24 protein-coding genes and 3 pseudogenes are annotated in these 24,340 nt (G+C 48.9%); 20 read left to right on the top strand and 7 right to left on the bottom strand.

The annotated features are described in order from the left end of the window. Positions 1 to 84: 84 nt before the first annotated feature. A pseudogene (locus J4617_RS18510) lies at positions 85 to 1,389 on the top strand (RHS repeat-associated core domain-containing protein); the annotation flags it as partial. After that, positions 1,386 to 1,820, top strand: a complete 435-nt coding sequence (locus J4617_RS18505) for a hypothetical protein (RefSeq protein ID WP_000789494.1) — start codon at positions 1,386 to 1,388, stop codon at positions 1,818 to 1,820. The pseudogene J4617_RS18510 and the gene J4617_RS18505, both read left to right, overlap by 4 nt. A 46-nt stretch (positions 1,821 to 1,866) precedes the next feature. On the opposite strand, the gene J4617_RS18500 is transcribed toward J4617_RS18505, so the two are convergent. Beyond that, a complete protein-coding gene (locus J4617_RS18500; RefSeq protein ID WP_000994215.1) occupies positions 1,867 to 2,130 on the bottom strand; it encodes a hypothetical protein in 264 nt (87 codons plus the stop codon). A gap of 184 nt (positions 2,131 to 2,314) precedes the next feature. Between J4617_RS18500 and J4617_RS23095 the strand changes: the two genes are divergently transcribed. Genes J4617_RS23095 through J4617_RS18485 form a run of 3 tightly spaced genes read left to right on the top strand, consistent with a single transcriptional unit; the run spans position 2,315 to position 3,268 of the window. Further along, positions 2,315 to 2,509 (top strand): RHS repeat-associated core domain-containing protein, encoded by a 195-nt coding sequence (locus tag J4617_RS23095; RefSeq protein WP_139814209.1) that lies wholly within the window; start codon positions 2,315 to 2,317, stop codon positions 2,507 to 2,509. Beyond that, on the top strand, positions 2,500 to 2,808 hold the full coding sequence (locus J4617_RS18490) for a hypothetical protein (RefSeq protein WP_166427842.1): 309 nt from the start codon (positions 2,500 to 2,502) through the stop codon (positions 2,806 to 2,808). Before J4617_RS23095 ends, J4617_RS18490 begins: the two co-directional genes overlap by 10 nt. Further along, entirely contained in the window at positions 2,801 to 3,268 is a 468-nt protein-coding gene (locus J4617_RS18485; protein WP_001284951.1) for an Imm42 family immunity protein, read from the top strand. The genes J4617_RS18490 and J4617_RS18485 overlap by 8 nt, the downstream gene beginning before the upstream one ends. A 64-nt stretch (positions 3,269 to 3,332) precedes the next feature. Here the strand turns inward: J4617_RS18485 and J4617_RS18480 are convergent, their stop codons facing one another. Further along, positions 3,333 to 3,506, bottom strand: coding sequence for a hypothetical protein (locus tag J4617_RS18480; RefSeq protein ID WP_001531381.1), 174 nt, complete (start codon positions 3,504 to 3,506; stop codon positions 3,333 to 3,335). A gap of 52 nt (positions 3,507 to 3,558) precedes the next feature. Here J4617_RS18480 and J4617_RS18475 point away from each other — a divergent pair. From J4617_RS18475 to J4617_RS18430, 10 genes and pseudogenes are all read left to right on the top strand, one after another. Beyond that, a pseudogene (locus J4617_RS18475) lies at positions 3,559 to 4,260 on the top strand (integrase core domain-containing protein). Between the two features lie 839 nt (positions 4,261 to 5,099). Beyond that, positions 5,100 to 5,594, top strand: coding sequence for a hypothetical protein (locus tag J4617_RS18470; protein WP_017465815.1), 495 nt, complete (start codon positions 5,100 to 5,102; stop codon positions 5,592 to 5,594). A gap of 132 nt (positions 5,595 to 5,726) precedes the next feature. Beyond that, positions 5,727 to 6,224 carry a Saf-pilin pilus formation protein SafA gene (locus J4617_RS18465; protein WP_208290706.1) on the top strand — a complete coding sequence of 166 codons (498 nt, stop codon included), beginning with the start codon at positions 5,727 to 5,729 and terminating at the stop codon, positions 6,222 to 6,224. Positions 6,225 to 6,298: 74 nt separating this feature from the next. Beyond that, the gene (gene safB / locus J4617_RS18460) at positions 6,299 to 7,039 is read left to right on the top strand and encodes a pili assembly chaperone SafB (protein WP_017465813.1); all 741 of its coding nucleotides are present in this window, start codon (positions 6,299 to 6,301) and stop codon (positions 7,037 to 7,039) included. A 23-nt stretch (positions 7,040 to 7,062) separates the two neighbouring features. Then, complete coding sequence (locus tag J4617_RS18455) at positions 7,063 to 9,573, top strand: fimbrial biogenesis outer membrane usher protein (RefSeq protein ID WP_065680806.1); 2,511 nt, start codon at positions 7,063 to 7,065, stop codon at positions 9,571 to 9,573. A gap of 21 nt (positions 9,574 to 9,594) precedes the next feature. Next, positions 9,595 to 10,065 carry an AfaD family invasin gene (afaD, locus tag J4617_RS18450; RefSeq protein WP_017465811.1) on the top strand — a complete coding sequence of 157 codons (471 nt, stop codon included), beginning with the start codon at positions 9,595 to 9,597 and terminating at the stop codon, positions 10,063 to 10,065. Positions 10,066 to 10,470: 405 nt separating this feature from the next. Continuing rightward, positions 10,471 to 11,292, top strand: a complete 822-nt coding sequence (locus J4617_RS18445; protein ID WP_000119391.1) for a polysaccharide deacetylase family protein — start codon at positions 10,471 to 10,473, stop codon at positions 11,290 to 11,292. Between the two features lie 82 nt (positions 11,293 to 11,374). Then, positions 11,375 to 11,615, top strand: a pseudogene (locus tag J4617_RS18440) (PerC family transcriptional regulator). A 493-nt stretch (positions 11,616 to 12,108) separates the two neighbouring features. Further along, positions 12,109 to 13,056, top strand: a complete 948-nt coding sequence (locus J4617_RS18435) for a LysR family transcriptional regulator (protein ID WP_000970302.1) — start codon at positions 12,109 to 12,111, stop codon at positions 13,054 to 13,056. 119 nt (positions 13,057 to 13,175) lie between these two features. Further along, positions 13,176 to 13,391 carry a hypothetical protein gene (locus J4617_RS18430; RefSeq protein WP_001575654.1) on the top strand — a complete coding sequence of 72 codons (216 nt, stop codon included), beginning with the start codon at positions 13,176 to 13,178 and terminating at the stop codon, positions 13,389 to 13,391. A 3-nt stretch (positions 13,392 to 13,394) separates the two neighbouring features. Here J4617_RS18430 and pagN read toward each other — a convergent pair whose 3' ends face one another. The 4 genes from pagN to fadE form a co-directional block, all read right to left on the bottom strand. Further along, on the bottom strand, positions 13,395 to 14,114 hold the full coding sequence (gene pagN, locus J4617_RS18425) for an adhesin/invasin protein PagN (protein WP_000787603.1): 720 nt from the start codon (positions 14,112 to 14,114) through the stop codon (positions 13,395 to 13,397). Between the two features lie 330 nt (positions 14,115 to 14,444). Then, complete coding sequence (locus J4617_RS18420; RefSeq protein ID WP_000788200.1) at positions 14,445 to 14,852, bottom strand: Spy/CpxP family protein refolding chaperone; 408 nt, start codon at positions 14,850 to 14,852, stop codon at positions 14,445 to 14,447. Between the two features lie 309 nt (positions 14,853 to 15,161). After that, entirely contained in the window at positions 15,162 to 15,929 is a 768-nt protein-coding gene (locus J4617_RS18415; protein WP_000015789.1) for an amidohydrolase, read from the bottom strand. Positions 15,930 to 16,037: 108 nt separating this feature from the next. Continuing rightward, positions 16,038 to 18,482 (bottom strand): acyl-CoA dehydrogenase FadE, encoded by a 2,445-nt coding sequence (gene fadE / locus J4617_RS18410; RefSeq protein WP_017465810.1) that lies wholly within the window; start codon positions 18,480 to 18,482, stop codon positions 16,038 to 16,040. 239 nt (positions 18,483 to 18,721) lie between these two features. Here fadE and lpcA point away from each other — a divergent pair, with 239 nt between their 5' ends. Continuing rightward, complete coding sequence (gene lpcA, locus J4617_RS18405; protein WP_000284051.1) at positions 18,722 to 19,300, top strand: D-sedoheptulose 7-phosphate isomerase; 579 nt, start codon at positions 18,722 to 18,724, stop codon at positions 19,298 to 19,300. Between the two features lie 212 nt (positions 19,301 to 19,512). Further along, on the top strand, positions 19,513 to 20,280 hold the full coding sequence (locus J4617_RS18400) for a class II glutamine amidotransferase (RefSeq protein ID WP_000333387.1): 768 nt from the start codon (positions 19,513 to 19,515) through the stop codon (positions 20,278 to 20,280). Here the strand turns inward: J4617_RS18400 and dpaA are convergent. Continuing rightward, a complete protein-coding gene (gene dpaA / locus J4617_RS18395; protein ID WP_001225658.1) occupies positions 20,251 to 20,991 on the bottom strand; it encodes a peptidoglycan meso-diaminopimelic acid protein amidase in 741 nt (246 codons plus the stop codon). The genes J4617_RS18400 and dpaA overlap by 30 nt on opposite strands. A 249-nt stretch (positions 20,992 to 21,240) precedes the next feature. Between dpaA and dinB the strand changes: the two genes are divergently transcribed. From dinB to prfH, 3 genes are all read left to right on the top strand, one after another. Further along, positions 21,241 to 22,296: a DNA polymerase IV gene (gene dinB / locus J4617_RS18390; protein WP_001226205.1), complete on the top strand. Its 1,056-nt coding sequence runs from the start codon at positions 21,241 to 21,243 to the stop codon at positions 22,294 to 22,296. Between the two features lie 218 nt (positions 22,297 to 22,514). Further along, a complete protein-coding gene (locus tag J4617_RS18385) occupies positions 22,515 to 23,654 on the top strand; it encodes an RNA ligase RtcB family protein (RefSeq protein WP_000528888.1) in 1,140 nt (379 codons plus the stop codon). Next, positions 23,651 to 24,265 carry a peptide chain release factor H gene (prfH, locus tag J4617_RS18380; RefSeq protein WP_000602086.1) on the top strand — a complete coding sequence of 205 codons (615 nt, stop codon included), beginning with the start codon at positions 23,651 to 23,653 and terminating at the stop codon, positions 24,263 to 24,265. The genes J4617_RS18385 and prfH overlap by 4 nt, the downstream gene beginning before the upstream one ends. Positions 24,266 to 24,340 lie beyond the last annotated feature (75 nt).

The following is a 24,340-nucleotide window of genomic DNA, read 5'->3' as shown; positions in this document are numbered from 1 at the left end:
CCGTTGATTCCACTAAACCAGCACGTCCTTATTCCCCTTAACCACCTGTTTAGCCTGATAAAGTTGCTCGCGTAGCTTCTGCAGCGCGGCGTGGTGCCGGAGACGTTTATTGACCGGGAATATGCGTACAGCGGCCAGGATGAGCTGCTGAAAAAGCGGCACAGCCGGCAGGGGGTGACGGATTATTTTTACGACACGACGGGGCGCATCACGGCGTGCCGGAATGAGGCATACCTGGACAGCTGGCAGTACGACGCGGCGGCGAACCTGCTGGACAGGCGGCAGGGAGAGACCGCGCAGGCGGGTGCAGGCAGCGTGGTGCCGTTCAACCGGATAACGTCATACCGTGGGCTGCATTACCGTTACGATGAATATGGCCGGGTGGTGGAAAAGCGGGGCCGCAACGGCACGCAGCACTACCGCTGGGACGCGGAGCACCGGCTGACGGAAGTGGCGGTCATCCGGGGGAGCACCGTACGGCGTTACGGGTACGTGTACGACGCGCCGGGCAGGCGGGTGGAGAAGCACGAACTGGACGCGGAAGGAAAGCCGTATAACCGGACGACGTTTTTATGGGACGGAATGCGGCTGGCGCAGGAGTGCAGGCTGGGGAGAAGCAGCAGCCTGTATATCTACAGCGACCAGGGGAGCCACGAGCCGCTGGCGCGGGTGGACAGGGCGGCGCCGGGCGAAGCGGATGAGGTGCTGTATTACCATACGGACGTAAACGGCGCGCCGGAGGAGATGACGGACGGCGGGGGCAATATTGTCTGGGAAGCGGGCTATCAGGTATGGGGGAACCTGACGCATGAAAAAGAAACCCGGCCCGTACAGCAGAACCTGCGTTTCCAGGGGCAATATCTGGACAGGGAAACGGGGCTGCATTACAATTTGTACAGATTTTATGATCCGGATATCGGGAAGTTTATATCGGGCGATCCAATCTCGCTGAGGGGCGGAATAAACTTATATGCGTATGCACAGAATCCGTTAAGCTGGATCGATCCGCTGGGATTGACAGGGGAGTGGGTTAATCCCAAAGATATTAATTTCTCTCAAAGAACAATATCACCTCATGATTATGCCGAAATTATGCGTAATGGTGGTTGGGATTGGGATAGGTCTCCATTAAGAGTAATTGATATTGATGGGCAATTAGTCTCTTATGATAATAGGCGATTAGACGCAGCTCTAGAGGCCGGATTAGATAAGGTTAAAGTTATTAGGATTGACCCTAATGCTCCTCATCCTGACTCATCTACTGGAAAAACATGGTTGCAAAAATTTCGAGAGAGATTTAGAGACAGAAGAAATATAAAGGCCGGTGGAATAGTACCAGATAAAGGATTAAATTCTCGACCGGAAAGAACATCAAGAGGTTGCAAATGAAAAATATCATTCAGTTATGGGAAGATAACTTATTACCGATAAAAGATGCTATTTATTTTTCCAACGGCAGATCTTTTCTTTGTAAAATAATGGATTATCCTACTCTTCATATTGAGAGAAATGGTGAATTTGATTTCTCTGCCTTTTATGAAAAAAATAAAGATGAAGTTACTGACATTGATAAATTTAGAGAAATTAAATTAGCGAATAATTGCTATTGTTGCGTTGGAGAAGGTAGCTATGGTTCTGAAGGCTTTGTCGCCTATCTCGATGAAAATAAAAACTTAGTTTGGGTTCTTTATTCCGAAGAATCTAACCCGTTTATTAATGTGTCTGAATATATACCTGATATTATTATAGTAGAATCAAGTTCTAATATTAGATTAAAAATCAATATAAACAATCCCATGGATTTAGAATTAGTAGTTTAAATAAAAAGCCGGGTAAGAAATTAAATCTTCCCGGCTCTTTTGTTATTTAATTCCCGTTCACCACATTATTTACCCCCGCCTTAATATGCTTCATCGACTTTTTCACCTGATAAAGCTCCTTCCGTAGATCCCTCACTTCATCCGTTTCTGCAATCAGGATCAAACCCCGCTCGGAGATCTTCACAACAACGCTCGCCCCGGTCTCAAATCCCGCTTCTTCCTGGCAGTCGCCGCTGGGGATTTGTGAGTAACAGGTGGTCATGCAGGTTTCGCTGTTGATGTGGCGGACGCTGGCGCCGGAGGCATTCATATTTGCTGACTAAATAAATTCTTAATTCTCCGCCGGATGCTGGCTGATTGTGGAGCTCAGGGTGAGCGAGTATGGGCGCGACATCCTGGCACTGAGCCCCCCTCTCCCCGGCCAGCTCCGGGCGGTGATGAGCAACCGGCTGCCGGGGCCGTATTTTGACGATGAAACGGGCCTGCATTAAAATCTGTTCAGATATTATGCACCGGAGTGTGGCAGGTTCGTCAGTCAGGACCCGATTGGGCTGGCGGGGGGCATTAACTTATATCAGTATGCGCCAAACCCTCTATCTTGGATCGACCCATTAGGGTTAACTACTGAATATAAATCAGAATCCCCCTATCATGGACGCAAACCAATGTATGTAAACCAATGTATGTAAACCCAGGGCATAATGATCCTTCCTCACCTGATTTTAGAGGCGGTGGAAGTAAAACAACGCATTTGCCTCCTGATGCAGAAGAAGTTTATCGAAGAGCTGTACCTTCTGATTCTTCTGGTAATTCGTGGTTTGGCCGAAATAGTGAGGGGGAATTTTATCGTTACCAAGGGAGTAACGGCGAGGTTCACTGGAATGGTAGAGAAAAATCTGATAGAGGGTTGAAAGTTCCAAAATGGATTCGCGATAGATTTAACCAAATGGTTGCTAGGGTTAAAGGATCAGGAGGTAAATGTGGCTAATCTAATTTTTGGAGAACCAAGCCTTTTTTCTATAAATATATCTACTGATGATCGTTTTGCCAGCGTATCTATTTTTTGTGCATCAGAGGAAATTGGTGATAGCAGTGAATATGTATTGCTGAGTACCTTTATTTCACTTATCAAAAACAAGATTGATAATTATGACTATTCTTTATCTAACGAATTGTTTAATCTAGAGAAAAATGATGTTTTTTCATATGTTGTTGATGGGTTTGAAAAAGCAGAAAGTTGGAGGGAATCTCAACGATTAGAATCCATCTTGATTACATTGAATCTAGCTCCTTGTTTTGATGGTGAAACTTTCATTTTATTATCCACTGATGAATATGATAGAATTATATGGAAAACATTCAATTCGGAAATTATCAGTGAAGCATTCCTTCCTGCTGGATATGTATTAAAACAGTTTGATTTATTGTTTAATAATTTCTCCAATTAATTCAAAAGCCGGGAAGATATTAATATCTTCCCGGCTTTTTATTATTTAACTTTAGTTCAATGCACTAAACAAGCACATCCTTAATCCCCTGTTTAGCCTGATAAAGCTGCTCGCGCAGCTCCTGCACCTCGTTACAGTCCGCCATCAGCACAATACACCCCTGTGAAATCTTCACGGTCACGCCGCGCCCGGTCTTAAATCCCGCTTCCGCTGTAAGTATCCCGCATAATCGAGCCATTCACATTTAGAGATCATCCGACATAATCAATCTGCCAACGCAGGAGATCGCTGTGCGTAAAGCCCGTATTACTGCGCACCAGATCATCGCTGTGATTAGATCAGTCGAATCCGGACGGACTGTTAAAGATGTCTGCCGGGAGATCGGTATTTCTGAAGCCACCAGGGACAACTGGAAGTCTGGATACGGCGGCAGGGATACGCGTGGAATCACAAAAGGCTCCACCGTATTTACTGTCTGCTCAAGCTGAATTTTCGCCGTAAGGGTAAACAACGGCTGCCGGTACGCAATCCCTCGCCACTGGTCACGCCGGAAGCGCTGAACCAGAGCTGGTCTGTGGGCGTCGTTTTCGCACGTTCAATGTTGTTGATGACTGTAATCGTAAAGCGTTGTCGATAGAAATCGATCTGAATCTGCCAGCTCTGCGAGTGGTCCGTGTACTCGACAGGATTACAGCATCCGCGGTTATCCGGCCATGCTGCGTATGGATAAGGGATCGGAATTTATCTCGCTGGCACTGGCTGAATGGGCAAAGAAACATGCAGTAAAGCTGGCGTTTATCCAGCCGGGTAAGCCGAAGAAAAACGTTTTCATCGCGCGCTTTAACCGGACATACCGTACAGAAATACTCAATTCTTATCTGTTCAGAACGCTGAATGAGGTGTGGGAAATTACGGATAAAAGGTTATCAGAATATAACTGCGAACGTCCATATGAATCGCGGAACAATATGATACCGAAGGAATACCGCTAACAACATTATCTGGCCGGAATCTTAAAAATGCATGGAACTAAAACGGGTCTATTTACAGGGGCACCTGCGATGAATTTCGCTGCACTGAAAAGCGATACCGGATGAGAGTTGCTTCAAATTAATGTGCCATGTTCACGGGGAGGTGGTGCGACGTTTGCATAATCCAGCAAGAACTGAAAGGAAGGGGAGAGCTTTTTCATGCCTGTATAATCAGTCTGGCCTGTGTCAGTCAGCTCTTAGTGTTGAGACTCTCGTTGGAGCGTTATAATTGCTTTTCCGTTTCGGAAAACAAGATTTTCCATTAAAGATCTTCCCTGCGAGGAAAAGTTAACTAATAATCTTACCGTCGAGTTAGGAGATGTAGGAGATGTAGGAGATGTAGGAGATGTAGGAGATGTAGGAGATGTAGGAGATGTAGGAGATGTAGGAGATGTAGGAGATGTATGTTTAAATATAAACAATGTTGCAACGATGCCTGATAATTATCCTCTCTTCGAAGATAAGTTTCCCGCACCCAGCGTGGTGGGTTTCATTGTAATGTTATCACTTGAATGTAAATGGAAGGTATAATTGCTTTTTGACTGGCATTCTATTCCACCCTGACAATACGATGTTAACATCAATGCTGGTTATATTGGCAATAACGCAATTTTTTTCAGATTAAGAGGTGCTCTGATATATAGATTTTTATGACATTACTTGTTTGAATTGGTAACAAATACCAATAAGTGCAAGTTGTTATTACCAGCCAGGGATTTTCCCATATGGTAAAATTTGTTATGACATCATAACATTCTGGATGTGCAATTTTAACTTGGTTTTAAAGAGGTGTTTTTTCAATGAAAAACATAAAAAAATTAATTATCGCAAGCGTGTTGAGCATGATAACTGCTAGTTGTTATGCTGGTTCAATCGTGGTGGGCTCAGAGCAACAAAGTTCAGTGGATATTGGCTTTGTCTCTCCCCAGCAGTTGAGCGTAACATTTGCTCCAGTGGCGGGCTTAAAGGCTGGGGTGATTAAGTCTAATACGGATATTGCGACTATTGCAGTTAGTTCTGTTGCTGCTAAACAATTCGCGATCGCAGCGGATTTTAAGGCAAAGGATGTCATGAATGGCGATACATGGACTTTATATGGTAAAAATACTGGCAAAGGAATCAAAGTGTACTTCTATGGTGAGACAACCTCACCACAGGGGAATGTAAATTACAATGGGCATCAGTGGATCATATATGATATTAACGACAAACTTGGTGTTAAACTAGCTGGAGATCAGAATGTCCCAGCTGATGTCTTCCCAATGACTGTAAACATAGCGGCATATCAAGCTTAATAGTAAGCAACTTCTATTAAGTATTATTAAGTCTTAAAGTATTCCCAGCCACAGGCTTTTCTGTACGGTGAATTTTGGTATGACATTATTCATTCTTGATGTGCTGGGGGATTTTGAAAAGGTGGATTTCCGATGAAAAACATAAAAGATTTAATTATCGCAAGCGCATTGAGCATTATGGCTGCTGGTTGTTATGCTGGCTCGCTCGTGCCGAATACAAGCACTGGCGTGTCGGCGGATGTAAACTTCAGCAATCCTGGACAACTACAAGCACAGCTTACTCCAGTGTCTGGCTTGGTGGCAGGGCCTCATAAGGGGGATGAGGCTATTGCTATACTTTCGGCAAGCGGTTCGAGCAAACAATACGCGGTAACGGGAGATTATTCTAAACCTGAAACAGTGGGCAACGACAGCGATGTGTGGACGGTAATTGGTAAAAGTGGTAATACCATTAAAATTACCTTTGGGGGGGTAGCCTGTGGCTCAAAAGGTTCATTAGTGGATGGTGCTTCGCATAAGTGGTGGATATATAACATGACAGACAAAGTCGCTGTGAAATTGTCTGGATCACAAACGGTAAAGGCTGATACTTATCCAGTGACGATACACATAGCGGAGTATCAAGCTTAATAGTAAACAACTTTTATTGCGCTTTATTAAGGCGCAATAAATATCAAGTCATACATTTTTTTATAACTTGTAATATGAAAATTATTATTTTTGGTGTAATGGCGGCTGTTTTATTCGTCTCTAATTCTATAACTCCTCCAGTGTATGCCTCTGAGCAGAAATTAAATTTAAACACTAAATCATTCAGCGTGAAGCTGGGGGCTACACGGGTGATTTATCACGCTGGTACAGCTGGAGCCACGCTCTCGGTGAGCAACCCGCAGAATTACCCTATTTTGGTTCAGTCTTCAGTCAAAGCAGCAGACAAAAGTTCGCCTGCTCCCTTTTTGGTGATGCCGCCTCTATTTCGTTTAGAAGCGAACCAGCAGAGTCAAGTGCGTATTGTCCGTACTGGTGGTGACATGCCAATGGATCGTGAAACTTTACAGTGGGTCTGTGTAAAGGCGGTACCACCCGAAAATGAACCGTCGGATACACAGGCTAAGGGCGCGACCCTTGACCTCAATTTGTCCATCAACGTCTGTGATAAGCTGATTTTCCGCCCGGATGCCGTGAAGGGGACGCCGGAAGATGTTGCAGGAAATTTAAGATGGGTGGAGACGGGCAACAAACTTAAGGTGGAGAACCCCACCCCGTTTTACATGAATTTAGCCTCCGTCACAGTAGGGGGAAAGCCCATTACAGGGCTTGAGTATATCCCCCCCTTTGCTGACAAAACACTAAATATGCCAGGTGGCACTCGTGGTGATATCGAGTGGAGCGTTATTACAGACTTTGGTGGTGAAAGTCATCCGTTCCACTACGTCCTTAAATAAATCCAGGGGCTTAGCGGCAGAATATGAAGTTCAAACATCCTGCCTTGCTACTGTTTATCGCGGGAGTAGTTCACTGCGCAAATGCGCACGCTTACACATTCGATGCATCGATGTTGGGCGATGCAGCGAAAGGGGTTGATATGTCGCTCTTTAACCAGGGGGTACAACAGCCAGGGACTTATCGCGTGGACGTGATGGTGAATGGTAAACGTGTCGACACCCGTGATGTGGTGTTCAAATTGGAAAAGGATGGGCAAGGAACGCCTTTTCTGGCTCCTTGTTTGACGGTCAGTCAGCTTTCACGCTACGGCGTAAAAACGGAAGATTACCCTCAGTTGTGGAAAGCAGCAAAGCCCCCAGATGAGTGTGCGGATCTGACCGCCATTCCACAGGCTAAAGCGGTACTGGATATCAATAATCAGCAACTGCAACTGAGTATTCCGCAGTTGGCGTTGCGTCCGGAATTTAAGGGGATCGCTCCTGAAGATCTCTGGGATGATGGTATTCCGGCGTTTCTGATGAACTACAGTGCGAGGACAACGCAGACGGATTACAAAATGGATATGGAGAGGCGTGACAACTCTTCCTGGGTACAACTGCAACCGGGAATCAATATAGGTGCGTGGCGTGTCCGCAATGCGACCAGCTGGCAGCGGAGTAGTCAACTGTCGGGGAAGTGGCAGGCAGCATATACCTATGCTGAGCGTGGACTGTACTCACTAAAAAGTCGTCTGACTCTGGGGCAAAAGACTTCGCAGGGGGAGATATTTGATAGTGTGCCATTTACCGGTGTGATGTTGGCATCGGATGACAACATGGTGCCCTACAGTGAGCGGCAGTTTGCTCCGGTAGTGCGTGGGATTGCCCGCACGCAGGCTCGGGTGGAGGTCAAACAGAATGGTTACACCATTTACAACACCACTGTGGCGCCCGGACCGTTTGCACTGCGGGATCTGTCGGTAACAGACAGTAGTGGTGATCTGCATGTCACCGTGTGGGAGGCCGATGGCAGTACACAAATGTTTGTGGTGCCGTATCAGACCCCGGCGATAGCACTGCACCAGGGATATTTGAAGTACAGCCTGTTGGCGGGCCGATACCGATCGTCAGACTCTGCAACGGATAAGGCGCAGATCGCGCAGGCTACGTTGATGTATGGTCTGCCGTGGAATCTCACTGCATACGGCGGTATACAGAGTGCAACGCACTATCAAGCTGCATTGCTTGGTTTGGGGGGATCTCTCGGGCGGTGGGGGAGTTTATCTGTCGATGGAAGCGACACACACAGTCAGCGTCAGGGGGAGGCAGTACAGCAAGGAGCCTCCTGGCGACTGCGTTACAGCAACCAGCTGACTGCGACGGGGACAAATTTTTTTCTGACGAGATGGCAGTATGCCTCACAGGGCTATAACACCCTATCCGATGTGCTCGACAGTTATCGACATGATGGCAACCGTCTATGGTCGTGGCGGGAAAATTTGCAGCCGAGCTCGCGTACCACCCTGATGTTGAGTCAGTCAGGGGGGAGGCATTTGGGCAATCTGAGTTTAACCGGTTCCCGTACCGACTGGCGTAATCGCCCCGGTCATGATGACAGCTACGGACTGAGTTGGGGAACCTCTATTGGAGGGGGCTCGCTGTCATTGAACTGGAATCAAAACAGAACGCTGTGGCGCAATGGCGCGCACCGTAAAGAGAACATAACCAGCCTGTGGTTCAGTATGCCATTAAGCCGCTGGACGGGGAATAATGTAAGTGCTAGTTGGCAGATGACTTCACCATCACACGGTGGTCAGACGCAACAAGTGGGGGTCAACGGAGAGGCATTCAGTCAGCAACTGGATTGGGAGGTGCGTCAGAGTTACCGTGCCGATGCCCCGCCAGGTGGTGGTAATAACAGCGCATTGCACTTGGCATGGAATGGGGCTTACGGCCTGTTAGGTGGTGACTATAGCTACAGCCGGGCGATGCGCCAGATGGGAGTCAATATCGCGGGAGGTATAGTTATCCACCATCATGGTGTGACGCTGGGGCAACCTTTGCAAGGCTCAGTGGCGCTGGTTGAAGCGCCAGGGGCCTCGGGGGTGCCAGTTGGCGGCTGGCCTGGCGTTAAGACGGATTTTCGTGGCGACACCACAGTGGGCAACCTGAGCGTCTATCAGGAGAATACAGTCAGTCTCGATCCGTCGCAACTACCGGATGACGCAGAGGTCACACAAACCGATGTGCGCGTGGTGCCAACCGAAGGGGCGGTGGTGGAAGCGAAGTTTCACACTCGCATCGGGGCCAGGGCACTGATGACGCTGAAACGGGAAGATGGTAGCGCCATTCCTTTCGGGGCGCAGGTTATAGTCAATGGGCAGGATGGCAGCGCTGATCTGGTGGATACTGATAGCCAGGTTTATCTCACTGGTCTGGCGGATAAGGGCGAACTGACGGTGAAATGGGGAGCACAGCAATGTCGGGTTAACTACCACCTACCTGCCCACAAGGGAATCGCGGGCTTGTATCAAATGAGCGGTCTCTGCAGATAGCCGATTCTGAAGGAGAGAATAATGTGGATGAAAATACAGCGAGTGAAAACGGTTATCTATAGCGTAAGCTTACTGGTCGCTGCCAGTAGCTTGGTGCCGATAGCGAACGCCGCAGAAAAACTTCAGACAACGCTACGTGTAGGGGCTTACTTTCGGGCTGGGCACGTGCCAGATGGGATGGTGCTTGCGCAAGGCTGGGTGACTTATCACGGCAGTCACAGCGGGTTTCGGGTATGGAGCGATGAGCAAAAGGCGGGTAACACGCCTACCGTATTGCTGCTGAGCGGGCAACAGGATCCTCGCCATCACATTCAGGTTCGCCTGGAGGGTGAGGGGTGGCAACCAGATACGGTGAGTGGTCGTGGCGCCATTTTAAGAACCGCTGCAGATAACGCCAGTTTCAGTGTGGTCGTTGATGGCAATCAGGAAGTGCCTGCGGATACCTGGACGCTGGATTTTAAGGCCTGTGCATTGACACACGAGGAGGCGTAGACATCTGTTCCACTCATACTACCTGTATCAGTGAATAAGGCGAATACTGTATATCAGGTTCGAGGATGTATTGAAAATTTACTCAAGGCAAATATGGTTAGCAATCTTCATTGCAGAAAAATCAATTGCTGATTGATTTTAAAATCTGAAATTCATCTTTTTTTGTAGGGAGAGGAATATTATGTTTCGTAAAATAATTTAACGGACACTGATGCCTTTATTATTTCTGTTTTGTGGATTTGTTTGATTCACTCTTTTGTGAGCGGGCTTTATAAGCCCCTGGTATAAGGTTTGTTTATCTGTCAGGTATTCATATGTGATATTTAAGATTTTATGTTTAGGGGGCTTTTTCTTGTCCCCTCAGGCGTAAAAATAATTTATTTTTTACATAAAGGAATAAAGCATATGTCTTATGCACGACATTTACCGGTATTAATGTATCACCATGTCAGTGATAAACCCGGACAGATAACCTTATCTCCCCGTACGTTCCGGGCGCAGATGAAATGGCTGGCCGAATCTGGCTGGAAAACCGTTACTGCTGCAGAGGTGGAAGCTTTTTATCATGGTGCAAGATTGCCTCGTAAAAGCGTCATGCTGACCTTTGATGGCGGCTGGCTGGATAACTGGTTGCAGGTTTTTCCGGTGCTGCAGGAGTTTAATCTGCATGCGCATCTCTTTCTTGTGACCAGTTTGATCAGTGACGGACCGGTCCGTATTCCTGCAGGCGAACCGGTGTACTCTCATGATGAGTGTCAGATGCTGGTTAAACAAGGCCGGGCTGATGAGGTCATGCTGCGCTGGTCAGAGGTCCGGGAGATGCACCTCAGTGGCCTTGTTGAGTTTCACTCGCACACGCACACCCACCGACGCTGGGACCAGAAACCTGTGTCCCGTAATCCGTCGGATTTGCTTCGTGTCGATATTCTTCTTAGTCGTAAGCGGATGAGGGAGATGCTGGGTTATTGCAGTCAGCATCTGTGCTGGCCTGAGGGCTGGTATTGTTCTGACTATATTCATGTGGCTGAAGAGCTGGGGTTCACATACCTGTATACCACAGAAAGGCGTATGAACAATCCAGTCATCGGTTCACAGCGTATTGGTCGTATCAACACAAAGGAGCGAAAGAATGTGGGCTGGCTGAAACGTCGTCTGTTTTATCACACCACGCCCGGATTTTCTTCGCTGCTGGCCCGGCATAAGGGGGCACGTCGGATAGCTGACTGAGCCGGAGACCAGGATGAAAGTGCTGCATACCGAATCCTCCCCCATCATCGGCGGGCAGGGGTTGTAGGCTATATCCCAAATGATGGTGCTGATTTTGAGCAGAAATAAGATAACACCGGAGGCCGTGATAGACCCGGTTGCGCAGAATCTGGAGGCAGCAGGTCACTGGCGCAGGGCTTCTACCCGCTGGCTTTTGGTCATGGGAGATTTTGAATGTACAGAGGCCCAGCGGGAGTGGTTGTTGTTGCGCCGGAATTATTGCCTTGCGCAGATATCTTCCCTTGGCGCCAGTAAAGCTGGATATCAGCGACGTGACGAAATGAGAGGAGCCTGCACATAGGTTTATGTTTTGAGTAAGCGTCTTATTTAAACCGTCTGTTCTGTTTCCTCCGCTTTCACAAATAATGTCGAACCGGGTGGGGGGGACTTAAGTAAGAATAATCTGGCGATGTTTTGCTTGTTTCCACGGGATACTTTGTTAGGTGAACGATGCAATTAATGCGCTCCAGACTGCGTCACAGAAAAGGAGAATGCCTTTGCAGAACGGGCGCATGACAATGAACCACTTTATTATTGGTATCTGGTTCGGCGACAACCTTGACGATCACTTCTGAGATAGGGTATTTACACTGAGTGGTAAACAGGTTCAATTAGTAACCGGAGATGGATGCAAAATCATGATCGATTCAGATGCTATTTTGCAGCCAATAGATTTTTTATTAAGATGATATCAAGGACATTGAGGCACACAATGACGCATCAGTAAGTCGTTGATAGCTCATTTGATATAAGAATTTCTTTTATCAACGGAAGATAATGATGGAACTGATCAATAATCGTGGTATGCGAGACTGGATGATATTTATTAAAGTGGCGGAAGTAGGGAATCTTTCCCGGGCTGCACGGGAATTAGATATTAGCATTTCTGCTGTCAGTAAATCGCTTAGCCGCCTTGAGAATTCTATTGAGGTTACTTTACTTCGGCGCGATTCACATCACTTAGAACTGACTGGAGCTGGTCAGACAGCCTATGCAAGCATGAAAAGGATAACATCTTCCTTTCAGTCCTTGCTGGATGAATTGCGAAATCCGGATAAAATTATCAGAGGGAGTATAAAATTTTCGGCTCCGGCTATTGTCTGTGAGTTTCTTGCCAATAAGTGGATATGGGAATTTACAGCTAGCTATCCGGATACAAAAATCTACCTGGATTCACGAGAGCGTAGCGATTTTTTTAGTAAATCCCTGGAGTTTGATGAGCTGGTTTTTAAAAGTGGCATAATCGAAAGTGAGGATCTCGTGTATCGAAAGATAAGCCCTTTAAAGTTGGTTCTTTGTGCGAGTCCGAAATATATCAGAAAATATGGCAGGATCTCACACCCTGGCGATTTGGAAAATCACATTATTGTGGGTCTTCACAATCATGGTCTTTCCGGACCTCTTACTCTTTTCCGTCAAGATGAATCATACACTATTAGTGGCGCTGTTAATGTTCATTTATCTTCCAATAATCTTTTGAGTGTTCTTAATTTGGTTTTAGAAGGAAAGGGTATCAACCTCATGACTCCGGCCTGGCTTGCCACCAAATACTTAAAAAATAATGAACTTGAAATTATACTTCCTGAATGGAGGGTTCCAGATCTCCCCATTTATCTTGTATGGCGTCATCGTCAGTATTATTCTCCTTTATTTCAACGCTTTCTGTCTTTTATTGAAGATAAATGGAATAATCGCCCACAAATTGATTTTCTGAATGATGATTAACCCGTTTGGAATGGTTTTGACACGTTCCTGACTTAAACCCACATGATGATGACTGAATTGAGGCATCGAGATATGCGACTGGTCAGCCAGTCGTCTTTTGACGATGCCCAATACAAAACATGATGCCGACTGACGGAAATGATAATACCCGGAAACAGGACGGGGCTGTTTTTGGGCAGCCGGAAGTTAAGCCCATACCAGAAACGTTGCAGTGTACTGAAAAATGGCGCCAGGTTGCACCTGTTCAACGATTTTCTGAAGGCGCAGGAGTATTCATTACTGATATCCTCCATTGCGCCTTCGGGAACCCACAGGACCAGCTATTTTACCGATAGTGTTTAAAAGGCGTAAGTAATGCCGAGCATGAAGTCATTGGAGGCAGCCTTTGTGTCTGCATCATAAGCGGTATGTTCATCACCAGCATAGTGATTTTTTGAAATGCTTACTTTGCCAGCATTAATGTATTTATAACTGGCGTCAATCATAATATTATCTGTTACAGCATATTTTGCACCGATACCTGCGCCCCAGGCAAAGTTATTTTTTGAAGCAGACAGAGTTTCATTAATACCAAAACCAACAGGAATGGTGTTATTACTTAGCTTCACATGAGCGAGGCCAACGCCTGCGCTGATATAGGGAGTAAATGCCGTACTATTGTGAAAATCATAATAGCCATTAACCATGTAAGTGGTCATTCGGACCTGATTTTTTACATTTATGTGTACTGGATCACCAAATGCAATAATATCCTGCCCGCCTTTAGCATCCGTCTCACCTCTGAAAGTGGTATCCAGTTCTAAACGTACTGGAAGCTGGAATGGATCATAAAAGTCATAACCGATAGCAACCCCGCCGCCAAAAACGCCTTTGGTACGGTCAGGTAACGTTGCATGACCATTGACTATCTCATCCTGGCTGAAGGTTGAGTTGATTCCATAGACATTGACTACGGATGTCCCCGCTTTCCCGGTGATATAGATCCCTTCTTTTGCTGATGCAGTAGCGGACCAGGCTACCACAAGGGGAATGATGCAGACTGCGAAAAAGTTTTTCATTTCAGAACCTGCCTTAATATTGGGCTAAAAGACAAGTTTCACGGTATAGGGTGTGATATAACGATTACATAAACGAAGCCCAAAAAACGGTCTATTGTAACGCTGGGTTTTCTGTAAGCGGGTAAAAAATGAGATGAAGATTTTAAATAACAATACGATAATCGTCGGTATGGAAATCCATCTCCTCGCCAAATTGCCCCACGTACGGTTTCACTTCTACGTTATGTAACGGGTAGTGTGAGATGGAGCGATGCTGTAAGAAAAAGATGAAGATGAATTTGTACCCGACCTGGATAAAGCCCGTTATCCCGGAATAACGGGCAAAAATATTTACTCAAGTGCCTGGGCGAGATCTTGTTGTACCTGTTGACGCTGTTCTGGTGTTAAGACTTTGCTTAAATCAAAATAATATTTAACCCGATAATAGCGAGCCTGTTGTTCTATGTTACTGAAGGCTGCAAGCTGCTGTTTTACGGCGGCGTCATCCCATTTACCGGATTTAATCACCTCTATCAGCGCACCGTCTTTAATTCCCTTCATAGAAATCTGACTGACGTCGGTTTCCAGTTGTTGGTGAAGTTTTTTGATCCGGGTAATCTGATCGTTTGTCAGCTTCAGATGCTGGACAATAGGATCCTGGGCGGGCAGGGGAGGATTGGGGACAGCGGTGGCGAAAGCGCCAAAAGAAACGCCCGCCAGAGTCGCTGCCAGTAAAGTTGTGCGTACAAAGTTTTTCATGAAGATATCCTGATAAGGGAGTGATTAACCGTTTTTATTACCCACGAATGGCGAGCAATTATCTTAGAGCCTATCCCAGTAGGGCTATTTTACTTGCCATTTTGGACCTGGGCAGTGCTCAAAATCCTCACGTACTACGTGTACGCTCCGGTTTTTGCGCGCTGTCCGTGTCCAAACTGGCTGCGCCAATAACGCCTGGTGGGATAGGCTCTTAGTCAGAATACGTTGCCTGCCACATTACGCCACGCGAATTTGTTTTACGGAGAGTTACGGAGTGAAACAATCCCGCCGCGGTGAGCGGCAGGTTGCTTACAAGGTGAATGGATCGGCATCGCGCCAGGCTGGAAATTTTTCGCGATAGTCCTGCAAGGCGACGAGAGAAAGATCGGCATCGATACGTGTCGCCTGGTGTGGTTCGGCGGTGGCGATAATGTCGCCCTGGGGATTAATGATCCGGCTATCGCCGCGATAATGTAACCCGTTACCATCGGTGCCAACCCGGTTGCAGCCTGCGACATAAGCCTGATTTTCAATAGCGCGCGCCGTCAGTAATGTTTGCCAGTGTAGCGAGCGCGGCGCGGGCCAGTTCGCTACATACAGCGCCAGATCGTAATCATTGCGGTTGCGCGACCATATCGGAAAGCGCAGATCGTAACAGATCAGCGGCAGAATGCGCCAACCGCGCCACTGCACGATGATGCGTTTATCGCCTGCGGCATAATGTTGATGTTCATCCGCCATACGAAACAGATGGCGCTTATCATAGAGATGAACCTTGCCTTCCGGTTCAACCAGTAAGAAGCGATTTACGGCGCCGCGCTCAGTTTGTAGCGCCGCGCTGCCGGCAATCAGAGCGTCAGTTTGTCGGGCTTTGGCCTGCATCCACGTAATCACGCTATCTTGCGAAAGTGAGTTATTAGCGGCCTCCATCGCAAAGCCGGTGGTAAACATTTCAGGCAGAACAATCACATCCCGGCCAGATACGAGCTCTAGCTGTCTGTCAAAATGACGCAGGTTTGCCGGGCCGTCCATCCAGACTAAAGGTTGTTGCAACAGAGTAATTTTCAAACCAGACACGATCGGAGCTCCTCATTGAACAGCGTCTTTACACTGTAGCATGAGCAATAATAAAAAAGCGGCAAGAAAAAGCCCCGCGAAAGCGGGGCAGGAAAGACGCGAGACTGATTATGCGGCTTCGACTTTACGCACTTTCTCCGGCAGCTTTACCGGTTTGGTCGCCAGCGCTTCAGGTTCAAAATCATCAACGTTGATACTGCGTAGGCGGCTCTCTTCCGCTTTCGCCAGAATGGCGGCTTCATCTTTATCTATAAGCCCTTTCGCCAGCGCATTGCGCGCCAGTTCATCCAGACGAGTAAACGGCAGATTTTTACCCAGTTCTTTGCAGATGCGCTGGTGGATAGGGTCGGCAGCGATGACATCACGCAGCGCTTCTTCCAGTAAACCGACCGGATTATGTTCGGCGGGTGTCAGATACTGGCCGCGCCCAATGCGTGAACGTGTGGCGTTCGGCACTTGCAGGATCTTCGCCACGGCGTGATCCAGCTTATCAGACGGCGCCAGATAATGACGGCCAGTCGGGAAGATCATCGCGGTGAGCAATCCGGCCACGACGCGGTTCGGGAAGTTCTGCAGCAGATCGTCCATCGCTTGTTCAGCACGATACAGCGCATCCTGTACGCCCCAGTGTACCAGCGGCAGGTCGGCTTCGTGGCGACCTTCGTCGTCGTAACGCTTCAGTACGGCTGAGGCCAGATAAAGCTGACTCAACACATCGCCCAGACGCGCGGAAATACGCTCGCGGCGTTTCAGGCTGCCGCCCAGTACCGCCATTGACACGTCGGACAGCAGCGCCAGGTTTGCGCTCAGTCGGTTCAGATGCTGGTAATAACGCTTCGTGGCGTCGCCGGTTGGCGTATGGCTCGTTAATCCGCGGGTCAGGCCAAGCCAGAAACTGCGGACGGTATTGCTGCCGACATGGCCGATATGTTTAAACAACAGCTTATCAAAGGCATTCACATCATTATTCTGCGCTGCGGCCATCTCTTCCAGTACATAAGGATGGCAGCGAATGGCGCCCTGACCAAAGATCATCATGCTACGGGTCAGGATATTCGCGCCTTCCACGGTGATCGCGATAGGCGCGCCCTGGTAAGCACGCGCCAGGAAGTTGCTCTCGCCCAGCATAATGCCTTTACCCCCAGTGATATCCATCGCGTCGATAATGGACTGCTGGCCGCGGTGGGTGCAGTGGTACTTCACGATAGCCGACAGTACCGCCGGTTTTTCACCCAGCATAATGCCGTAGGTGATTAACGATGCGGCGGCATCCATCACATAAGCGTTACCTGCAATACGCGCCAGCGGTTCTTCAATACCTTCCATCTTGCCGATAGAAATTTTGAACTGACGACGAATGTGAGCATAGGCGCCGGTTGCCAGCGCGACGGATTTCACCCCGCCAGTGGAGTTGGACGGCAGGGTAATACCGCGTCCTACCGACAAACATTCCACCAGCATACGCCAGCCCTGTCCGGCCATTTTGGGGCCGCCGATAATATAATCAATAGGCACGAAAATATCGTTACCGCGGGTTGGGCCATTCTGGAACGGAACGTTAAGCGGGAAGTGACGACGACCAATTTCCACACCCGGCGTTGAGGTGGGGATCAGGGCGCAGGTAATACCCAGCTCTTCTTCTCCGCCTAACAATCTATCCGGATCGGAAAGCTTAAACGCCAGGCCCAACACGGTAGCTATCGGCGCCAGCGTAATGTAACGCTTGTTCCAGGTCAGGCGCATACCCAGCACCTGCTGGCCCTGCCATTCGCCCATGCAAACCACGCCGGTATCCGGAATGGCGCCTGCATCAGAACCTGCTTCCGGGCTGGTCAGCGCAAAGCAGGGGATCTCCTGGCCGCGCGCCAGTCGCGGCAGATAGTGATTCTTCTGCTCTTCCGTACCATAGTGCTGCAACAACTCGCCAGGGCCGAGTGAGTTTGGAACGCCGACGGTGATAGCCAGAATTCCGGAGACGCCGGACAGTTTTTGCAGTACACGGGACTGCGCATAAGCGGAGAACTCCAGCCCGCCGTACTCTTTTTTAATGATCATCGCAAAAAAACGATGCTCTTTCAGATAAGCCCACAGTTCCGGCGGCAGATCCGCCAGTTCATGGGTAATCTGGAAATCGTTCGCCATCCGGCACGCTTCTTCTACCGGACCGTCGAGAAACGCTTGCTCTTCGGCAGTGAGTTGCGGTTGTGGATAGTTGTGCAGTTTTTTCCAGTCAGGCTTGCCCTGGAACAGATCGCCTTCCCACCAGGTTGTACCGGCATCAATCGCTTCTTTCTCAGTGCGCGACATCGGCGGCATGACCTTACGGAAGCCGCGGAACACCGGTGCGGAAATCATTGATTTTCGCATCGGTGTGAGGTTAAACGGCACGAGGATAATGGCCAGAGGAACCAACAGCCAGATGGACCACAGGCCAGCGACGCCAAGTGCGGCGGTCCAGGCGAGCAGAATCAGGCTGCTGAGAAATAAACTCACGCGGTGATAGGACAATGCGCCGAGCAGAACAACCGTAGCGATAATACTCAAAATCATCATAACGAAAAGCTCCCTTGCTTGTAGGAGGTCTGACCACTTGTGATGATTAGGTTGTAGTGGATGTAAAATCTTTTAGCAATGTGTTTACAAAATAATTACAACAAAGCTCACATTGTTGCCGTTTTTGGGGGCACGAAAAATCAAAAGCGTGAGGCGTTAATTCGGCTTATGCTTCTCGCCTGTACTGCTATCCGGTACACTGCATACTGTCATTTACATTCATGCTGAAGGATATCCTCATGTACCAGGATCTTATTCGTAACGAACTGAACGAAGCGGCGGAAACGCTGGCTAATTTTTTAAAAGATGACGCCAATATTCACGCCATTCAGCGCGCGGCGGTCCTGTTGGCTGACAGTTTTAAAGCGGGTGGTAAGGTACTTTCCTGCGGTAACGGCGGCTCCCATTGCGATGCGATGCACTTTGCTGAAGAGCTGACAGGTCGTTATCGTGAAAATCGTCCGGGCTACCCGGCAATTGCGATTTCTGATGTTAGCCATATATCCTGCGTCAGTAATGATTTTGGCTATGACTATATTTTCTCTCGTTACGTTGAGGCGGTAGGGCGCGAAGGCGATGTCCTGTTAGGGATCTCGACGTCGGGTAACTCTGGTAACGTGATTAAAGCGATTGCCGCGGCCCGTGAAAAAGGCATGAAAGTGATCACGTTGACCGGTAAAGACGGCGGCAAAATGGCGGGAACGGCGGATATTGAAATTCGCGTACCGCACTTCGGTTATGCCGATCGTATTCAGGAAATTCATATCAAAGTGATTCATATCCTGATTCAGTTGATCGAAAAAGAGATGGTTAAATAACTATACCCGTCATACTTCAAGCTGCAGGTGCGTTGGTTGCGCTCAGAAACCCCAGTCACATAGTTATCTATGTTCCTGGGGATTTCCTCCCTTACCGCCTTCCTGCAACTCGAATTATTTAGGGTATAGCATATTGTTTTCTTTGATATTTTGAGATTTGATTGGCTGTAAAAATTACGCCTTCCCGCTTAAGGCGTTTGTGGAGGTGATGTATGTGCGAACTGCTTGGGATGAGCGCCAATGTGCCGACGGATATCTGCTTTAGCTTCACCGGACTGGTGCAGCGTGGCGGCGGAACCGGGCCGCATAAAGACGGCTGGGGAATTACCTTTTACGAAGGAAAGGGCTGTCGCACGTTTAAAGATCCGCAACCGAGCTACCATTCGCCGATTGCGAAACTGGTACAGAATTACCCGATCAAGTCCTGCTCGGTTATCGCCCATATCCGTCAGGCTAATCGCGGTGAAGTGGCGCTGGAAAATACACACCCTTTTACCCGGGAATTATGGGGACGCAACTGGACTTATGCTCATAACGGTCAGCTCAACGGTTATAAGTCGCTGGAAACCGGTAATTTTCGTCCGGTGGGGGAAACCGACAGCGAAAAAGCGTTTTGCTGGCTATTGCATAAATTAACGCAGCGTTATCCCCGCACGCCGGGCAACATGACAGCGGTATTTAAATATATTGCGACACTGGCGACGGTATTACGTGAAAAAGGCGTTTTTAACATGCTGCTGTCAGATGGGCGATATGTGATGGCGTTTTGCTCAACCCATTTGCACTGGATCACTCGCCGGGCGCCGTTTGGCGTAGCCACGCTGGTGGATCAGGATATGGAAATTGATTTCAGCTCACAGACCACGCCAAATGACGTGGTTACCGTGATTGCTACCCAGCCGCTAACGGGGAATGAAACCTGGCAAAAGATTATGCCAGGCGAATGGGCGTTATTTTGCCTCGGAGAGCGTATAATTTGAGGCCAGCTGTGGCTGAACGACTTCGTGACTCAACGGTTTGCTCACGACGTAACGTCCATCAACGATAGAAACAGTTGGCGGCTTATGCGTCTGTTCAAAATAATCGTAGCCGGGTTTTAGCTGCGCCCAGAAATCTTTGTAATATGAATATTTATGACGCTGCATATTGGCGTCGGTCATCCGGAACGGATAAATACTCACCTGCACGCTCGGCTGACCAAAGACCAGCGCGGCGGTGACAAACTGGAAAATCTCATCAATGCCGCTGTCGGTCATGGCATAGCAGCCGACGGAAACACAGGCGCCGTGAATCATCAGATATTTACCATCATAGCCATGCGCGCGATCGTAGGCATTGGGAAAACCAATGTTGATGGCCTTATAAAAACGGCTGTCTGGCTTGAGTTGATTGCGCTGAACGCTGTAAAACCCTTCCGGACTTTTAAAATCACCCTGACGGCGTTTCGGGCCTAACCCGCCGGAATAGTTGCAAATTTTGTAGCTATCAAGCAACTGGTATTGCTCACCCATTTTGACGTAGAGATCAAGGGTGCGCTCTTCTTTAAAAATCTGAATATAGACCGGTGAGCCCATTAACTGCTGCTTATACTCTTTACTGACCGGCGTGACGGGGCTGCTGCTGCTCAGCAAACCGGCAAATGAGACGCACGGCATCAGAAGCATCGCAAGAAAAAATGCGATTTTACGCATACTGCTTGTTCCTTGATAAAACGGTTACACACGCCAGAACGGCAAAAGAGTCCCCAAATCGGAGTAATCTGGATTTGGAGCGCTCACATTAGCACCACGGCAGTTTTTCGCAAGTCCCCGTGTGTACGTTTACAATTTTCCCGCCGCTTTCGTCGTCATACCTTCGAATATGTCGCATTTTTAACGCGAATGTCTCTTTGCGCGCAATAAAACATACTGTACACTTAAACAGTATTGTGGGGGCGAGCGATGCGCAAAATCATACATGTTGATATGGACTGTTTTTTTGCCGCGGTAGAGATGCGTGATAATCCGGCGTTACGCGATATCCCCATTGCCATTGGCGGGAGTCGTGAGCGAAGAGGCGTTATCAGTACCGCCAACTATCCTGCGCGCCAGTTTGGCGTACGTAGCGCGATGCCGACCGCCATGGCGCTAAAGCTGTGCCCCCATCTCACCTTACTGCCTGGCCGCTTTGACGCCTATAAAGAGGCTTCGCGGCATGTACGTGACATCTTTTCCCGCTACACTTCACTGATTGAACCGCTCTCGCTGGATGAAGCCTGGCTGGATGTGACTGACAGCCCGCACTGTTATGGTTCGGCGACGCTGATAGCCAGGGAGATTCGTCAGACTATTTTCAATGAACTGCAACTCACCGCCTCCGCCGGCGTTGCGCCAGTGAAATTTCTGGCGAAGATCGCCTCCGATCTCAATAAACCGAACGGACAATATGTTATTACGCCAGCCGATGTACCCGGCTTTCTTAAAACGTTGCCGTTAGCCAAAATTCCAGGCGTGGGGAAAGTTTCCGCCGCTAAACTGGAAAATATGGGGTTAAGAACCTGCGGGGATATTCAACAGTGCGATCTGGCGATGCTTCTCAAACGCTTCGGTAAATTTGGCCGGGTATTATGGGAGCGTAGTCAGGGTATTGACGAGCGTGATGTTAACAGCGAAAGGCTGCGTAAATCGGTAGGTGTTGAGCGTACTCTGGCGGAGGATATTCATGAATGGTCGGACTGCGAGGCCATTATTGAACATTTATATCCGGAACTGGAGCGTCGTCTGGCTATAGTAAAGCCCGATTTACTGATTGCCCGACAGGGCGTTAAATTAAAATTTAATGATTTTCAGCAAACCACTCAGGAACATGTCTGGCCGCAATTAAATAAAGAAGACTTAATTACCACCGCCCGTAAAACCTGGAACGAGCGTCGCGGCGAGCGCGGCGTACGGCTGGTGGGGTTACACGTAACGCTGCTCGACCCTCAGTTGGAACGACAGTTGGTGTTAGGGTTATAAGTCAGGACATTAAGATTTTATCACTATTACGATTGCGCCATCTAAATTTCAGTATTACTATACCCGCGCTTTCTCATTCTCAATAACTGCAAAGGAGGTTCATCATGACACTTTATTCTCTGAACGCACTTTGCAGACCTTTCCAGGATTAATTTTCTTTTATTGCCCTGGATTAGTCTGCCATTTCCTGATTTTTTAATTCATATATGGAATGGTATATGGGCAATTATATTCGTCCTTTATCAGATGTGGTATTTTCTATCGCATCGGATAACCTGTGGATCGAAGATTCCGCGATCCAACAATTATATACGACGGCTAAGTTAACCGGTATGAAACGCGTTATCGGGATGCCAGATCTGCATCCGGGGCGCGGCTACCCTATTGGCGCAGCCTTTTTCTCGCGTGGACGCTTTTATCCGGCGCTGGTCGGCAACGATATCGGCTGCGGCATGGCGTTATGGCAAACGGATATTTTAGGGCGTAAATATAACGCCGATAAACTGGAGAAGCGGCTGGCGTCGCTGCCTGACGTGGCGGACGCGCAGTGGCTGGAGGAGAATGTCCCCGCCGCAATGCAGCATCATTCGTGGCGCTCTGCGCTGGGTTCCATTGGCGGCGGCAATCATTTTGCCGAGCTGCAGCAGGTCGATCGCATCGTCGATGCTGATTCGTTCGCTTTGTCGGGGTTGCAAAAAGCGCAGTTATTACTGCTGGTACACAGTGGTTCACGCGGTCTGGGGCAAGCTATCCTGCGTCGTCATGTGGAGGCGTTTTCGCATAACGGTTTGCCGGAAGATAGCGACGATGCGCGCCGCTACCTTGCAGAACATGACGATGCGCTGGCATTTGCCCGCAGTAATCGCGCGCTGATTGCCCGCCGGATACTGCAACAGCTCAGGGCTGAGGGCGAACCGCGGCTGGATGTGGCGCATAACTTCGTTGAACCCTGTACTGTCGCGGGTGAGGCGGGGTGGCTGCATCGTAAGGGCGCTACGCCAGATGGGCAGGGACTGGTGATTATCCCCGGCTCGCGCGGCGATTATAGCTGGCTGGTGAAACCCGTCGTCAGCGAGGAGAGCCTCTTCTCCCTGGCGCATGGCGCGGGGCGCAAATGGATGCGTACCGAGTGTAAAGACCGGTTATCGGCAAAATTTACCCCGCGACAGCTCTGCCGTACCGGGATGGGTAGCCGGGTGATTTGCCGCGATCGCCAGCTCATTTATGAAGAAGCGCCGCAGGCGTATAAATCCATCGATAGCGTTGTGGATTGTCTGGCAGACGCCGGACTGATTACGCCAGTTGCCTGCCTGCGTCCGGTGCTGACGCTGAAAACCTCAGGGGAGAAAAGTGCATGATCTTACTGCAACTTTCTTCTGCGCAGGGACCGGACGAGTGTTGTCTGGCGGTAAAAAAAGCGCTGGATTGTCTGACGAAAGAAGCCGCCAGAGAAAAGGTATCGCTGACACGGCTTGAAACAGAGCCGGGACGATTACCAGACACGCTGCGTTCTGCGCTGGTCTCGCTGGACGGCGAAAAAGCCATGGCTTTCAGTGAACGTTGGTGCGGCACGTTACTGTGGATTTGTACCAGCCCGTATCGCCCGCACCATGGGCGAAAAAACTGGTACGTCGGCATTGGGCGCTTTTCCGCCGACGAGCACATACAGTCTGATGAGATTCGTTTCGAGACTCTGCGCTCTTCCGGCCCGGGTGGGCAGCACGTTAATAAAACCGACTCGGCAGTGCGGGCCACGCACCTGGCGAGCGGGATTAGCGTGAAGGTTCAGTCGGAGCGCAGTCAACATGCGAATAAGCGTCTGGCCCGGCTGCTGATTGCCTGGCGGCTGGAACAGCAACGGCAAAATGAGTGTGCGGCGTTGAAGTCTGAAAGGCGTCTGTTCCATCATCAGATTGAGCGCGGCAATCCGCTACGGATATTTAAAGGAATGGCGTTTACGCCACAATAATTCGGTGTTACCGGCGCTGTTATAGGGCTGTCCGGCTATTCGCGTGTAGCCGCAGCGCTATTTCAGCGCATTCAG

This window comes from Salmonella sp. 32010601201800023SM, from assembly GCF_017572235.1.
GTDB classification, from domain to species: Bacteria; Pseudomonadota; Gammaproteobacteria; order Enterobacterales; family Enterobacteriaceae; genus Salmonella; species Salmonella enterica.
This window is presented reverse-complemented; position numbering and strand designations above follow the sequence as displayed.

Bases quoted from the DNA above. Each gene is read 5' to 3' on its own strand.
- J4617_RS18465 (WP_208290706.1), top strand. From the start codon at position 5,727: ATGAAAAACATAAAAGATTTAATTATCGCAAGCGCATTGAGCATTATG.
- J4617_RS18420 (WP_000788200.1), bottom strand. From the start codon at position 14,852: ATGAAAAACTTTGTACGCACAACTTTACTGGCAGCGACTCTGGCGGGC.
- J4617_RS18500 (WP_000994215.1), bottom strand. From the start codon at position 2,130: ATGAATGCCTCCGGCGCCAGCGTCCGCCACATCAACAGCGAAACCTGC.
- afaD (WP_017465811.1), top strand. From the start codon at position 9,595: ATGTGGATGAAAATACAGCGAGTGAAAACGGTTATCTATAGCGTAAGC.
- J4617_RS18490 (WP_166427842.1), top strand. From the start codon at position 2,500: ATGTATGTAAACCCAGGGCATAATGATCCTTCCTCACCTGATTTTAGA.
- J4617_RS18455 (WP_065680806.1), top strand. From the start codon at position 7,063: ATGAAGTTCAAACATCCTGCCTTGCTACTGTTTATCGCGGGAGTAGTT.
- dpaA (WP_001225658.1), bottom strand. From the start codon at position 20,991: ATGCGTAAAATCGCATTTTTTCTTGCGATGCTTCTGATGCCGTGCGTC.
- lpcA (WP_000284051.1), top strand. From the start codon at position 18,722: ATGTACCAGGATCTTATTCGTAACGAACTGAACGAAGCGGCGGAAACG.
- J4617_RS18385 (WP_000528888.1), top strand. From the start codon at position 22,515: ATGGGCAATTATATTCGTCCTTTATCAGATGTGGTATTTTCTATCGCA.
- prfH (WP_000602086.1), top strand. From the start codon at position 23,651: ATGATCTTACTGCAACTTTCTTCTGCGCAGGGACCGGACGAGTGTTGT.
- J4617_RS18430 (WP_001575654.1), top strand. From the start codon at position 13,176: ATGATGCCGACTGACGGAAATGATAATACCCGGAAACAGGACGGGGCT.
- fadE (WP_017465810.1), bottom strand. From the start codon at position 18,482: ATGATGATTTTGAGTATTATCGCTACGGTTGTTCTGCTCGGCGCATTG.
- J4617_RS18400 (WP_000333387.1), top strand. From the start codon at position 19,513: ATGTGCGAACTGCTTGGGATGAGCGCCAATGTGCCGACGGATATCTGC.
- J4617_RS18480 (WP_001531381.1), bottom strand. From the start codon at position 3,506: ATGGCTCGATTATGCGGGATACTTACAGCGGAAGCGGGATTTAAGACC.
- J4617_RS18470 (WP_017465815.1), top strand. From the start codon at position 5,100: ATGAAAAACATAAAAAAATTAATTATCGCAAGCGTGTTGAGCATGATA.
- safB (WP_017465813.1), top strand. From the start codon at position 6,299: ATGAAAATTATTATTTTTGGTGTAATGGCGGCTGTTTTATTCGTCTCT.
- J4617_RS18505 (WP_000789494.1), top strand. From the start codon at position 1,386: ATGAAAAATATCATTCAGTTATGGGAAGATAACTTATTACCGATAAAA.
- J4617_RS18435 (WP_000970302.1), top strand. From the start codon at position 12,109: ATGATGGAACTGATCAATAATCGTGGTATGCGAGACTGGATGATATTT.
- J4617_RS18445 (WP_000119391.1), top strand. From the start codon at position 10,471: ATGTCTTATGCACGACATTTACCGGTATTAATGTATCACCATGTCAGT.
- pagN (WP_000787603.1), bottom strand. From the start codon at position 14,114: ATGAAAAACTTTTTCGCAGTCTGCATCATTCCCCTTGTGGTAGCCTGG.
- dinB (WP_001226205.1), top strand. From the start codon at position 21,241: ATGCGCAAAATCATACATGTTGATATGGACTGTTTTTTTGCCGCGGTA.